The sequence below is a fragment of the Thalassobacterium sedimentorum genome (genome assembly GCF_031127905.1).
In the GTDB taxonomy this organism is placed as follows: Bacteria; Verrucomicrobiota; Verrucomicrobiia; order Opitutales; family Coraliomargaritaceae; genus Thalassobacterium; species Thalassobacterium sedimentorum.
Window position 1 is genome coordinate 9,700 of sequence record NZ_JARXIC010000021.1, and the last position, 13,661, is coordinate 23,360.

7 protein-coding genes are annotated in these 13,661 nt (G+C 51.3%); 4 read left to right on the forward strand and 3 right to left on the reverse strand.

Translation table 11 applies throughout. The features are described from left to right. Positions 1 to 4: 4 nt before the first annotated feature. The 3 genes from QEH59_RS12470 to QEH59_RS12480 are packed head-to-tail and all read right to left on the reverse strand — an operon-like array spanning position 5 to position 7,020. A complete protein-coding gene (locus tag QEH59_RS12470; protein ID WP_308985707.1) occupies positions 5 to 3,781 on the reverse strand; it encodes an efflux RND transporter permease subunit in 3,777 nt (1,258 codons plus the stop codon). Further along, positions 3,771 to 5,690, reverse strand: a complete 1,920-nt coding sequence (locus QEH59_RS12475; protein WP_308985708.1) for a heavy metal-binding domain-containing protein — start codon at positions 5,688 to 5,690, stop codon at positions 3,771 to 3,773. Before QEH59_RS12475 ends, QEH59_RS12470 begins: the two co-directional genes overlap by 11 nt. Beyond that, a complete protein-coding gene (locus tag QEH59_RS12480; RefSeq protein ID WP_308985709.1) occupies positions 5,683 to 7,020 on the reverse strand; it encodes a TolC family protein in 1,338 nt (445 codons plus the stop codon). Before QEH59_RS12480 ends, QEH59_RS12475 begins: the two co-directional genes overlap by 8 nt. Positions 7,021 to 7,505: 485 nt before the next feature. Between QEH59_RS12480 and QEH59_RS12485 the strand changes: the two genes are divergently transcribed. The 4 genes from QEH59_RS12485 to QEH59_RS12500 all read left to right on the forward strand — a co-directional run bounded on the left by QEH59_RS12485 (position 7,506) and on the right by QEH59_RS12500 (position 13,639). Continuing rightward, on the forward strand, positions 7,506 to 7,964 hold the full coding sequence (locus QEH59_RS12485; protein WP_308985710.1) for a hypothetical protein: 459 nt from the start codon (positions 7,506 to 7,508) through the stop codon (positions 7,962 to 7,964). 96 nt (positions 7,965 to 8,060) lie between these two features. Beyond that, the gene (locus tag QEH59_RS12490; RefSeq protein WP_308985711.1) at positions 8,061 to 9,359 is read left to right on the forward strand and encodes a TolC family protein; all 1,299 of its coding nucleotides are present in this window, start codon (positions 8,061 to 8,063) and stop codon (positions 9,357 to 9,359) included. Further along, positions 9,346 to 10,494 carry an efflux RND transporter periplasmic adaptor subunit gene (locus tag QEH59_RS12495; RefSeq protein ID WP_308985712.1) on the forward strand — a complete coding sequence of 383 codons (1,149 nt, stop codon included), beginning with the start codon at positions 9,346 to 9,348 and terminating at the stop codon, positions 10,492 to 10,494. Before QEH59_RS12490 ends, QEH59_RS12495 begins: the two co-directional genes overlap by 14 nt. After that, positions 10,487 to 13,639: an efflux RND transporter permease subunit gene (locus QEH59_RS12500; RefSeq protein ID WP_308985713.1), complete on the forward strand. Its 3,153-nt coding sequence runs from the start codon at positions 10,487 to 10,489 to the stop codon at positions 13,637 to 13,639. Before QEH59_RS12495 ends, QEH59_RS12500 begins: the two co-directional genes overlap by 8 nt. Positions 13,640 to 13,661: the final 22 nt, after the last annotated feature.

Here is a 13,661-nt window from a genome sequence, read left to right on the forward strand (position 1 = left end):
AGTATTATTGATTTTTATTGGATGTGAATCGGTGGGATATTTCTGCCAGTCCGCAATAAAGCACGGGCACGACAAAAATGGTGATAATGGCGAGCAACATGCCGCCAAAGGATGGGATGGCCATTGGCACCATGATGTCGGAGCCACGCCCGACAGAGGTCAGGACAGGAAGCAGAGCCAGGATTGTGGTGGCACTGGTCATCATCGCCGGTCTTACACGGCGGTCGCCTGCTTCGACTGTAGCGGCGCGGATTTCCGCGATCGTTTTCGGATTTTTCTCGCGGAAGATTTGCTGTAGATAGGTGCAAACGATCACACCGTTATCCGTAGCAATTCCGAAGAGTGCTAGGAACCCAACCCAAACGGCCACGCTGAGGTTAATGGTGCCCATTTGAAACAGCTCCCGAATATTGTGCCCAAAGAGGTCGATGTTGAGAAACCATGGTTGTCCATAGAGCCAGAGCATGATGAAACCACCCGACCAGGCGAAGAGGATACCGGAGAAGACGAGGATCGTCGTCGATATACGCTTGAACTGGAAATAGAGAATTAGCCAGATAGCGAAGAGTGCAATCGGTAGCACCACACGTAGCTTCTTCTCCGCCCGCACTTGATTTTCGTAGCTGCCAGTAAACTTGTAGCTGACACCAGCAGGAATATTTAGCTCACCGCTTTCGATCTTCTGTTGTAGGAAGTCTTGAGCCTGTTCAACCACTTCGACTTCGGCATAGCCGTCTTGCTTATCAAAAATGACGTAACCGACTAAGAAGGTATCCTCACTTTTTATCACTTGAGGGCCTCTTAGGTAATTCATAGTCGCTAGTTCGCCTAGCGGTATCTGAGTGCCGTCTGGCGCTGCGACCAGAATACTCTCGATGGACTCGATGTTGTCGCGAAGTTCACGCATGTAGCGCACACGCACTGGATAGCGCTCGCGGCCTTCGACGGTCTGGGTGATCGGCTTGCCGCCGACGGCGACTTCGATCACGTCCTGAACCATTTTTATCTTGATGCCGTAGCGAGCGATGGCGTCGCGGTCGATGTCGATTTCCAAATACGGCTTACCGACAATACGGTCGGCCAGCACGGCTTCGGCTTTGATCGAGGGGACTTGTTTCAAAAAGCCCTCCACATCCAGCGCTACCTTCTCCAGCGTCTCCAGATCGGGACCATACACTTTGAGCCCCATCGGTGCCCGCATGCCACTTTGCAACATCACGATGCGAGCGGCAATTGGTTGCAGCTTTGGTGCGGAGGTGGTTCCCGGCACCTTTGCCGCCTTGACGATTTCGTCCCAAATATCATCTGGACTGTTGATTTCGTCACGCCATTGGCGGAAGGGACGACCGTCCTCATCGGGAATCAGTTCATCATTCGCATCGCGTTGAAATTCGTCTTTGGCTCTATCATAGGCATAGGTCAGAATACGCCCGTCATCGTCGGTGATATACTCGGACTTATAGCTAATAATCGTCTCGATCATGGAGATCGGAGCGGGATCGAGCGGACTTTCCACACGCCCCAGCTTACCCACCGCACTATCGACTTCGGGAATGGCATTGATCGCCATATCCTGCTTGCTCAAAACATCCATCACTTCGCCAATCGAAGCATGCGGCATCGTGGTCGGCATGAGTAGATAGGAACCTTCATCGAGATCCGGCATAAACTCTTTGCCTAGTCCGGGGACAGCATGTGCCATTTTTATATATGGCTTCGAGTTTTGGACTGATTCGGGCAACCAGCCGAAGAGACTTCCGAAACCGAGCCAAACGGCGAAACCAAATACAATAATCAAGGTGCTGAAGCCTAGAAAGAGCATCTTAAGATGCAGTAGGAATGCCAGGATACGTGCGTAAAAGCGGATGAATATATAGAAGAAGCCAAGCAGTCCACCTACGGTAATGAGAACGAACAAAATGTTGTGCAGATGCTGTTCAGGGCCTAGTGGCTTCCAGTCGGCTGCTAGCCAAAAAGCGACTAAAATCGCGACGAAGAAATTGAAGGTGAACAATGTTCCGCGTTGGATCTTTTCGGGGATCTTTGGGCTGCTCAAATGGAATGCGGCAATGGCAACGGCCAGCACGCCCAACCACCAAGGAAACCAACTGACAAAGATCGCGGAAAACAAGCCAATGACTCCGATGCCACCCCACAGCCCAATCTTGGCCAGATGTGATTTATAACGACCAGCGATAAACCAGTGTGCCAGTGGTGGAATAATGGTTAGGGCGACGACGATCGAACCAATCAGTGCAAAGGTCTTGGTGTAAGCCAATGGGCGGAATAATTTACCCTCTGCGGCCTCCATCGTGAACACTGGAAGGAAGCTAATTACGGTGGTCAGCACCGCCGTGACCACTGCGCTGGCCACTTCAGTGCAGGCCCGATAGACGACTTCTAATCGACTCTCCTCGGGCGGTGCATCGTCGAGGTGCTTGAGTATATTTTCGATCAGAACGACGCCCATATCGACAATCGTGCCGATGGCGATCGCGATACCAGAAAGTGCAACGACATTGGCATCCACACCAAAGATTTTCATACCAATAAAGGCAAAGAGCACCGCCAATGGAAGCACACCGGAAATCAGCGAAGCACTGCGCAGGTGCATAACCATAAGCACCACGACAATAATTGTAACGAGTATCTGTTGGCGCACCGCATCTTCGAGGGTGCCGAGTGTTTCATAGATCAGTCCAGTGCGGTCGTAGAAGGGGACGATCTCCACTTGGCTTAAAGTTCCGTCCTCAAGAGTTTTCTTGGGCAAACCGGACGAGATTTCGGCAATCTTAGCTTTGACGCGTTTGATGACGGCCAGCGGATTCTCACCGTAGCGGGTGACGACCACGCCTCCCACTGCCTCAGCTCCTGCCTTGTCGAGTGCACCGCGGCGTAGGGCAGGGCCGTATTCGATTTCTGCAATTTCTTCGAGAGTGATCGGCACGTTGTTGCGCTGTGTGATGACGGTCTTACGCAGATCGTCCAGATTCTCAATAAAACCGAGTCCTCGGATTACGTATTCGACCGCATTGATCTCAATCGTCCGCGCACCGACATCCAAATTGCTGCCGCGCACAGCAGCGAAGACCTCGTGCAGGGCGATATTATAGGTCCGTAAGGCATCAGGATCGACATCAACTTGATACTCCTTGACGTAACCGCCGATGGAGGCGACTTCCGCCACACCATCCACACCCTGAAGTGCGTAGCGGACATACCAATCCTGGGTGCTGCGGAGTTCGTCCAAGTCCCAGCCGCCGGTCGGCTCACCTTCGGGATCCATGCCTTCGAGCGTATACCAATAGACTTGTCCGAGTGCAGTGGCATCTGGCCCCAGTTGAGGCGAGACCCCCTGTGGCAAGGTGCCTGTCGGCAGGCTATTCAGTTTTTCAAGTATGCGGCTACGGGTCCAGTAGAACTCGGCATCGTCTTTGAAGATGATATAGATCGAAGAGAAACCGAACATCGAATAACTACGGATCGTCTTGACCTCGGGGAGGCCAAGTAGCGCCGTCGTCATCGGATACGTGATCTGATCTTCGATATCCTGTGGCGAACGCCCCATCCATTCGGTGAAAACAATCTGTTGGTTTTCGCCGATGTCGGGAATCGCATCGACCGGAACCGGATCACGGGGCAGCAGGTCCGACTCCCAATCAAAGGGGGCGACAGCGATGCCCCATATGATCAGGACAACCGTGAAGAGAATGACGACCAGTTTGTTTTCCAGACAGAAACGAATCAGGCCGTTGATTGGATTAGATGAATTATTGGCCATGGTTTTCGTGTCCGCTTTCGGTTGCTGTAATTGTTTCTTTAACTTCGCCACACTTGATCATCATGGCTCCGAAGTATGGGTTTTGTAGCGGCTTACTGGCTTGTAGCCAATCCGCGCCCTGGTTGTCATTTGCCATCGGGCAATGAATAACGTAAAAGTCGCTATCTAATGACGCGGGATCTGCCTTAGCGGCTGCAATCAGCGCATTCGAGAGTGTCTTGAAGTGGGGGATGCGGAATGCGTCGAGCGTTTCTGCGGCTAGCATATCATGCAAGAGTGCAGGAAGATCTCCGCTATGCCCCGTTACCTTCATCATGGCTTTGGCTTGTGCTTTGGCAGCATCGAGATCGTCACCTGCTAGGGCGGACTGCATCGTTAAGTAGGGTGCGATTAGCTGTGGCGCAACGTCGCCCTCGATTTCTAACATGACCATGCCCTCGTGTTGCGATTGACCGCCAGCAGACGCATCGCCTCCATGATTATGCCCAGGAGTCGGGCCACCGCCTTCAGGGTTCATCATGCTGGGTTTGGCTTGGATTTGCAGGGCACTGTCAATTTTGAAGGCTCCGTTCGTGACGACTCTTTCACCAGCATCGAGTCCAGAAATGACAAGGAAGTGGTTACCTGCTCGGGGCCCTAGGACAATTTCACGCCCCTCATATGTCGGCCGTTCCGTATTGGGTTTTTCCACATAGACAACCGCTCGTTTTCCAGTGCGGAGAACTGCTGAGGTAGGAACGATGATCGGTGCAGCTTCTGTGGCGTTATCAACGTAACCGAGTTCTTCTGCGCGAACGAGATCCATGCCGCAGACATCGCATTGACCTGGGCCGTCCTTTACGATTTCTGGGTGCATCGGGCTGATCCATTTGCCAGCTAGTTCGGGTGCGTATACCTTGCCGTCTTCCGCTAAGCGTGAAGCTATTATGCCGCGCACAAACATTCCCGGCTTCAGTTTTGACTCAGGGTTCGGCACATTCACACGGATCGGTACAGTACGTGTCTTCCGGTTTACTTCCGGCTCAATAAAGGCAACTTGTCCGTGAAAGGTTTCACCTGGAATCGCTTCAACAGAAAAAGAGACGTCCTGACCATAGCGGAGCCATGGCAGGTCTGACTCGTAGGCATCCAGATATGCCCAGAGACGACTTAGATCCACGATCTTAAAAAGTGACTCTCCCGTCTTTACGTAATCGCCTTCTTTCACGTGCTTTGCCACGACGACACCTCCGATGGGTGCTTTAAGGATAAAATGATCTTTCGCTTCGCCGCTCTCAATAATGGCGTCGATCTGCTCTGGAACGAGATCCCACAGCCGGAGCTTATCGCGGGCAGCGCGGGTGATCGAGCTATTTGGGTCGGAGCGGTATGAAGTCAGTAATTCACGCTGAGCGGAAAGCAGGTCGGGACTATACACTTTGGCGAGATGATCCCCCTTAGCGACAGGTATGCCGGTGAAGTTAACAAACAGCTCATCAATCCGGGCAGGGAAACGAGCGGTCAGCGACTTCTCCAATGTTTCATCGTAGTCGAGTTTTCCGACTAAGCGAATTTCAGCCTCCGGATAGTCTTTAAGGACGGCGGTGGTTTGGATGTCCGCCAAGGCTCGTGAACTCTTGCTCATGCTCAAAGTGCGCGGGCCATCGTCGGCTCCAGAATCATTTTCGAGTGGGATCAGATCCATACCGCAAATCGGGCAGTCGCCCGGCTCGGGCTGCTGAATTTGAGGGTGCATGGAGCAAGTCCAAATCGTTGGTTCGGCGGCGTCCGCCGATTCCGAAGATGCCGATCCCTCGGCACCATGGTTATGGCTCTCGGGGCTGGTCTGTGTCAGACGGCCAACTCCGATTCCAATGACGAGTGCTGCCACCGCAGTGCCAGTTATGGTTAAAATTAGTTTCTTATTCATTCTCTTCTGTTACGTAAAAAGTTCCTAGGATGGGTTGATTGGCTAAAGTTTGGATGACCACGCGTTGTTGCGATGCGTCCGAAGCCGCTCGCCAATAGAGCAACTGCAAATCGAGTAAAGACCGCTCGCTGTCGATGACCTCTAAAATTCCAGTGCGCCCGTTTTGATAGCTTTGACGCGTATTTTCGACTGCCTGTTCGGCGAGTCCGAGCAGCTCTTCACCATAGAGTGTCAGTCTGCGATTAGCGTCTTTCAAGAGAGCCAAACTGGCGCTCAACTCGGCGCGGAGAGCGTTGTGCCGATTGTCGTATTCGTATTCATTCGAACGCTTGTTGGCCAGTGCTTCCGCTTTAGCGGCATCATACTTACTAAACCAAATAGGGATGTTGACGGCTACAGTCACGCCCCATGGATCGTTCCCGGCGTCAGGAGTTGTTGGATTTACCTCGGGATCGCCGACCTGGATATAATTGATGCCGAAAGTGATATCGGGATAACTCTCTAACCGGGCAATTTCACGGCGGGCTTCCGCGCTGGCGACTTTACGTTCCAGCATCTGTAATTCTGGGTTACTGGTGCGGATTGCCTGGACTAAGGCAGGCCCGTCCAAAGATACCGGTTCAGGTGCTTCCCATTTTGGCCATGCCAACAGCGCGGTTTCAGGCAGTGCCAGCAGTTCACTCAACTTGGCCGACTGGGCGACGCGCTTTTGAGTGAGCGACTGTAGGCGGTCATCTATTTTACCGACCTCCACTTTTAGGCGAAGTAAGGCGTTTATCTCGCCCCCCGCACGGACTTTTTCCTCAACGATTGGCTCCAGTTCACTCAGCAAATCACGATTCTCACGAGTCAGCCGAATCGCCTCTTCAGTGAAGCCGTATTCATAGAATCCGAGAGAGACCATGCGAGCCACCATCAGTTGCTGGCTTTGGTAGGCATACCAAAGTGCCTCGGCATCCGCAGAAGCAGCTGCCTCGCGGCTGCTCAGCTTGCCAAACCATGGAATGCGTTGGCTGAGCATCAGAACATTTTCCTGCGGGCCGGTGCGGGTCTGCACCGACTCCACAAAGCTCGTTATTTGAAACATCGGATCCGGTAACGCGGAAACCTGCGGGATACGCTGCATCGCTGCATCGTAGCGCCGTTCAAAAGCTTTGAGTTGTGGATTCGCGATTTGCGCCTGCTTTAAGTAGTCTTCCAATGAAGCCAAGCTTTGAGCCTGGGGAGGCTCTATTGTATCGGACGCGTTCAAAATAGGAGCAGCGATGGCACATGCCATCACCGCTCCCATGCTACTAACCACACAGTATTTACGAAATATTCGAGTCATCTATGCGCACTTAAACGCAGCTAAAACCGGAAACCCTCATTTTTTCTTAAAAAAATTTGGATGAATTAAAAAAAAGGAAATCCTGAAATTTTGACCAAGCAGAGTCCCTGCTTAAAAATTGTGACATTTAAATTCAGTATAGCCTGAATATTAAGTCTTTCAGCATGGAACGCCGTTTTTGTGCGCCCACGCAAAGATCGCATCTAATCGGCACGTGTGCTGATTCGTCGAAATTTATCCTGACGCCACGGATAATAAATCCATCTAGAATGCCACTTTGACCGTAATCCAAACTTTTATCAGGTAACATGCATTTCCACATTTAGCATGCCGGTGTGCGTAGCGGCAATTTATCGTAGGGCTTCATCTTGGCGAAAAATCATGATGATGCTCGACATGGAAATCTGGATCCTAATATGCGAATAAAGACGACCTAATCCAATTGACATGGAATAATCCCCATCTGTATTCATTCCAACTTGTTCATGTTTCAAAAATACACAGCTTACTGCCTGATCTTTATGATGGCAATAAACGGACTGCTAGCGACTACTGCTGCTGGTGGGGCTGTGCTTTGCCTGCATGATCATGACTTTGGCCATGTGCTCTCAGGGCAACATGCTGATGAAGGCGGCGCATGCCATGGAGATGAAGCTGAATCACACATTCAAAATTCCCATCCTAGTGCAGCTGATAGTGTCCTTTTTTCAGTGAGTGACCAACACTGTATTGATATTTCAATCAGCTCATCGAATGAGCCGATTCAGCGAGTCGCGGATTTGATTTCGATTAAGAAACCAGTCGTCGCAAGCTATCAGTATCAGCTCTTTACTCCGGTCAAAAAAACAAACGTAGCTCCTCAGCTACGTTTTGCGACGAGAGCTCCACCAATTTCCTGCGGTGCGCTAGAACAGTGCGTGCGCAAGACTGTGCTCCGAATTTAAAACCTGATTAGTGAAAGATGCACGTAGGGACTTCCTGCGTGTGACTTAGACACGTTCGAACGTGTCTAATGACGATTTCAACTAACAGGTTTTTTCATGCACACATATAAGTATTTACTAACAACTCTATTCATTTTCTATGCTTCACTGACACATGCTACGTCAGAAAGCGCTCTAAAACTCACAAGCCGCGATGCGGTAACACTGGCTCTACAGAAGAACCAATCATTGATGGCTGCTCGCTCAGCGATTGAACAAGCAGGCGCTTATTCCCAGTATGCGGGGAGGCTCGACAACCCCGAACTTAAACTTGGTTACGCGTCCGACCGCACGTTCAACGACGAGGGCGAACGGGCTTATTCCATCGGCTTCGAGCAACGCTTTCCAATCACCAATCGACTCAAGCTACTCAAGAACGTCTCAGCGATTGAGGTGAAGTTAGCTGGAGCGGAACTTCGTGATCAAGAGCGCTTACTCATCCGCGATGTCGAAAGCGCAGCCGAACTCATTTCGAGCCTGAATCAACGCCTGTCGTTATTAGATGGCATGATAGGTCTTCAGGCGGACTTTGCGGACTTTTTAGAAACGCGCATACAGAATGGCGAGGCCTCTACGCTCGACTTGAATCAGGCGCGTGTATCTTTGTTTTCGGTTAAACAGGAAATCCAGAGCCTGACCAAACAACGCGATGTTGCACTGGGCTCATTGCGTAGCCTGCTTGGACTTGAACCAGACACGGAACTGGAAATTCTAACCGAGCAAACTCGGCTGTTACGCTTGCCTGAGATGGCAACTCTCGATGGTGAGATTCTACTATCACACCCTGAGTATCAGCTTAAAGCGACACTCGGAGAAATCGCTCGTAGCCAAACAGCATTGGCTAAGGCGAATCGGTGGGCTGATATCGCAGTTGAAGTCTTCTTTGAAGAGGAGCGGTCCGTAGATGAGCCTGATGGTTTGGGGCGAGATCGTTTCTTCGGGATTGGAGTATCAATCCCGCTCCCCCTACATGACCAGAATCGTGGCGAAATCAGAGCCAGCCGCTACCGTGAACTTCAGATTCAACATGAACTGAATGCCGTCACCTTGCGTCTGAAAAACGAAGCCGAAACACTCAAGCGCAATACAGCGGCAACTTATAGACAGGCGTCAAAATACCAGGAAGACGCAGTCAGCTTAGTGGAGCAAAACCTCAAAGAGATCAAAAACGCTTACGCCGCCGGACAAGTCGATTTAGGCGAAGTCTTTCGAGTGCAAGAGCAGCATCTAACTATTCAAAGCACACAACTAGAGCTCTGGCATGAGCTCAAACAATTACTGATCGAATGGCGAGCTGTGACAGCCCGCAACCTTACCACTTCAGCCAATGGAGACCTTTCTAATGAAACTTTATAGACAACTACTTTTTATCGCCTTGCTCACTTTTTCGGGCGCCCACGCAGCAGAAGAAGCACGCGGACAAAACACTATTATTCTAGATGATTTAGCCGTAAAAAACCTTCGCATTCAAACGGAAGAAGCCGAGGAGCGTGACTTCGAGAGCACTGTCTTTGCAATCGGACGTATTGAGGAAATCCCATCGCGCCGCTCGGTGTTATCTTCTCGTATTGCTGGACGAGTCAGCACTTTGAACGCATTCGAAGGCGATATCGTCAAAGCGGGTGATGTGCTGGCAACGGTGGAAAGCCGTCAGATGGGTGCCCCGCCTCCAAGTGTTTATCTTAAGGCCCCGCAAGGCGGACTAATCGTGGCCTCACATGTCCGACTAGGGCAACCCGTCGAGCCATCGGCAGAGCTACTCGACATCTCCGACCAGTCAAAGCTGTGGGCGGTCGCAAAGATTCCCGAGCAAGAAGCTGCACAAACAGAAATTGGCACCCGAGCCCGCATTCATATTCCTGCACTAGGTGATGAACTCATCGAGGCTACGTTGACACGTTTCGGTGTGGAGGCAGACCGCCAAGCAGGCACAGTAGAGGGCATTTTTGAACTCGATAATACGGACGGAAAACTCCGCCCCGGAATGCGAGCTGAGTTCTCCATTGTGCTGGAGACGAAGCCCTTCGTCCTCTCAATTCCCCGCTCGGCGATACAAGGTGATCCGGCAAGTCGTGTCATCTTTGTCAAAGACTTCGAACTGCCAAACGCATTCGTTCGGGTGCCCGTGGTTCTTGGTGAGGAAAACGATCAATACATTGAAGTGACCGGTGGCATTTTCCCTGGTGATGAAGTGGTCACACAGGGTTCCTATGTCCTCAGCTTTGTCGGTGGCGGTTCAGGAATGTCTTTAAAGGAGGCACTCGATGCCGCGCACGGACATGCTCATGCCGAAGATGGATCGGAGCTCGGTGAAGGTGAAGAGTCAACCGAGCAGAGCGATGGACACAATCATGAAGAAGGAGGAGAACACGGAAATCGCTTAAGTCTGCCACTCATGATTTATGCAGGCGTGATGACGCTGATTTCGCTCATCACCCTTCAGATGCTCATGAAACGACGTCATGAAGAAAGTGAGGCTGAAGATGCTTAATAAACTCATCCAGTTTTCCCTCTCCCAAAGGCCGCTTATTTTAGCCTTTGCCTTGGTTGTTTTTATCCTTGGCATCAAAACAGCCAGTGAGCTTCCCGTTGAAGTTCTACCAGACCTGACCAAACCGACCGTCACCATTTTGACGGAGTCACCTGGTTTCTCACCCGAAGAAGTTGAAACCTTGGTCACCATCCCCTTGGAAAATTCCTTGATGGGTGTGACCGGGGTCACCCGATTGAGATCGGTGAACGACATCAGCCTATCCCTAGTCTTTATCGAATTCGAATGGGGCACCGATATCTATCAAGCACGCCAGTTCGTGCAGGAGCGACTGACAGGTGCGAGCGAGGCTCTACCCGAAGGTGTCACTCCCTACATGACTCCAGTGGCTTCCTTAATGGGAAATATCATGCTGGTTGGTCTGGTCGATCCATCTGGTCAAACAGAGCCGATGGATCTACGGACCTTAGCCGATTGGACGGTATCCAGACGATTACAGTCGATTCCCGGAGTGGCTGAAGTGCTCGGAATGGGAGGTGGTGTCAAACAGCTACAAATTCAGCCAAATCCCGACAAACTGTTGGCGATGGGCATCAGTTATGAGGAACTCCACGAAGCCGCTGCCAACGCAGTCAGTAACAGCACAGGCGGATTTTTAACCGAATCTTCCCAAGAGATCATGGTGCGTAATCTGGCCATGACCACAGACCTCGATGCGATTGGCAATACAGTGGTGACTCACGTCAACGACCGCCCGATTCGCATCAAAGATGTCGCCAACGTTGCATGGGATATAGAACCGATGCGTGGAGATGCGGGTATGGGTAGTAAGCTCTTAGGTAATCACGAGGATACCAAAGGTTACCCCGGCGTCATTCTCAGCGTCACCAAATCCCCTGGATTCGACACACTCAGCTTAACCGAAGATGTCGAAACCGCGTTGGAGGATTTGAAACAATCGCTGCCCGATGGGGTTGAGTTGGTCACGCTCTACCGCCAGTCCGATTTTATCGACCTAGCGGTCGGGAATCTAGAAGAGGCTCTACGCGATGGCGCAATCATGGTCGCCATCATCTTGTTCCTCTTCTTGCTCAATCTAAGGATCACTCTTATTACTCTGACTGCGATCCCCTTATCCTTGGGCATGACAATTTTGGTTTTCGACCTCTTAGGGTTGAGCGTTAATTCGATGACCCTCGGAGGTCTCGCGGTCGCCATCGGAATGGTTGTCGATGATGCCATCGTCGACGTAGAAAATGTATATCGACGCTTGCGGGAAAACGCACTGCTAGAAAGACCGCTCAACAAACTCGAAGTCATTGCTAGAGCGTCTGCCGAAGTGCGTTCGTCGATTCTCTATGCGACCGTGCTGATTATTTTGGTCTTCTTGCCTTTGATGGCATTAAGCGGAGTCGAAGGTCGACTGTTCACTCCAATCGCCGTTGCGACGATTGTCAGTATGGCAGCATCGTTTATCGTATCCTTAACAGTGATACCCGTGCTCAGTTCCTATCTGCTAAAAGCAAAGGCCGATCAAAAACATGCGGATGGTATTATCGAACGCGTATTTAAGAAAGTCTTCAATGCGACCTGGCTAAGACTTTCGCTTTCTCAGCCTTTTATGGTTCTGTTTGTATCTGGTGCACTTGTCGTGCTTGCGGGAATCTCATTTTCAAAGATGGGTGGTAATTTCCTCCCCGCCTTCCGCGAGCCGACTGTCTTAGTTGCCATGACGACTGCGCCGGGCACATCGCTCAAGCAAACACGTGACTTGGCCGACACAGCGCAAGATCTGCTCCTTAAAATCCCAGAAGTTGAGACGGTTGGCTATCGTTTAGGTCGTGCCGAACGCGGCGATCACGTGGTGCCTGTTTCAACCGTCGAGTTTGATCTTGAATTTGTCAGAGAAACTGAGCGCGAACGCAGCGAAGTCGTGGAAGACATCCGCGCAACGATGCAAACCATCCCCGGCACCTTCAGTGCTCTAAGTGGGCCGTTGGCAGATCGCATCGGTCATATGCTCAGCGGTGTGTCGGCAAAAGTTGCGGTTAAAGTCTTTGGTCCCGACCTGAATGAGCTCAGACGTATTGGCACCGAAATCGCCGAAATCGCTCGCGAGATCCCGGGGATGGAAGAAGCCCGAGTCGAGCAGCAGGCTCCGATTCCACAGCTTCGTATCGAAATTGATCGCAAGCGTGCCATGGCTTATGGCGTCACTCCAGGTGCTCTAAATGCGGAACTCTCTGCGTTAATGGGAGGCGAAGCAGTCAGTGAGATTTACGAGGGGCAGCGAGTCTACGACTTAGTCATACGGCTTCCGCAGGAATGGCGCGAATCACCCCAAAAGCTCTCGCAGCTTTATATCGACACACTGAGTGGCCAACGCATTCCTCTAAACTACATCGCGGATATTCGGCATGCTACCGGTCCCAACAATATCCTACGTGAGAACACGGTGCGTCGTTTCGTGGTATCCATTAATCCGACCGTCGAGGACTTGAATGCTGCCGTGGAGACACTGCAGTATGAAGTAGCCGAGCGTATCCAACTCCCCGAAGGCTACACACTTTCCTTCGAAGGTGAATACGAAGCTCAGGCTAAAGCGAAACGCACGATCCTAATCACCTCGGCAATCGTGTTGTTGGTTATCTCGTTCCTACTCTATAGCTACTTCAAGAATTTTGCGTTCGTTTTATTGGTCTTCACCATTGTGCCGATCTCACTGGTAGGAAGTATATTCCTTACCGAAATGACGCTGAATAATATCAGCATCGCCACCCTGGTTGGCTTCATTGCGGTGAGCGGGATTTCCGCAAGAAACAACATCATGTTGATTTCGCACTACCTCCACCTCATGCGCCATGAGGGCGAAAGCTTTACCCGCAAGATGGTGGAACGAGGCACACAGGAACGCCTTATCCCGATTCTCATGACCGCAATCTCTGCCGGTCTTGCTTTGGTGCCACTGCTCTTAGCGACCGACGAACCGGGCAAAGAAATCCTCAACCCGATTGCAGTCGTCATCGTCGGCGGACTCGTCACCTCCACTCTGCTAGGGCTCGGTGTAACACCTGCAATCTTTTACAGCTTCTGCCGAAAGTCGGCAGAAACATCCGTCAAACGTAAGTCCGCAGCGTCGGATTAACAAAATCACACATCCCAAAAAG

What these genes read in the sequence shown, in the direction of transcription:
- QEH59_RS12480 (WP_308985709.1), bottom strand. Translation starts at nt 7,020, where the DNA reads ATGACTCGAATATTTCGTAAATACTGTGTGGTTAGTAGCATGGGAGCG.
- QEH59_RS12485 (WP_308985710.1), top strand. Translation starts at nt 7,506, where the DNA reads ATGTTTCAAAAATACACAGCTTACTGCCTGATCTTTATGATGGCAATA.
- QEH59_RS12495 (WP_308985712.1), top strand. Translation starts at nt 9,346, where the DNA reads ATGAAACTTTATAGACAACTACTTTTTATCGCCTTGCTCACTTTTTCG.
- QEH59_RS12475 (WP_308985708.1), bottom strand. Translation starts at nt 5,690, where the DNA reads ATGAATAAGAAACTAATTTTAACCATAACTGGCACTGCGGTGGCAGCA.
- QEH59_RS12500 (WP_308985713.1), top strand. Translation starts at nt 10,487, where the DNA reads ATGCTTAATAAACTCATCCAGTTTTCCCTCTCCCAAAGGCCGCTTATT.
- QEH59_RS12490 (WP_308985711.1), top strand. Translation starts at nt 8,061, where the DNA reads ATGCACACATATAAGTATTTACTAACAACTCTATTCATTTTCTATGCT.
- QEH59_RS12470 (WP_308985707.1), bottom strand. Translation starts at nt 3,781, where the DNA reads ATGGCCAATAATTCATCTAATCCAATCAACGGCCTGATTCGTTTCTGT.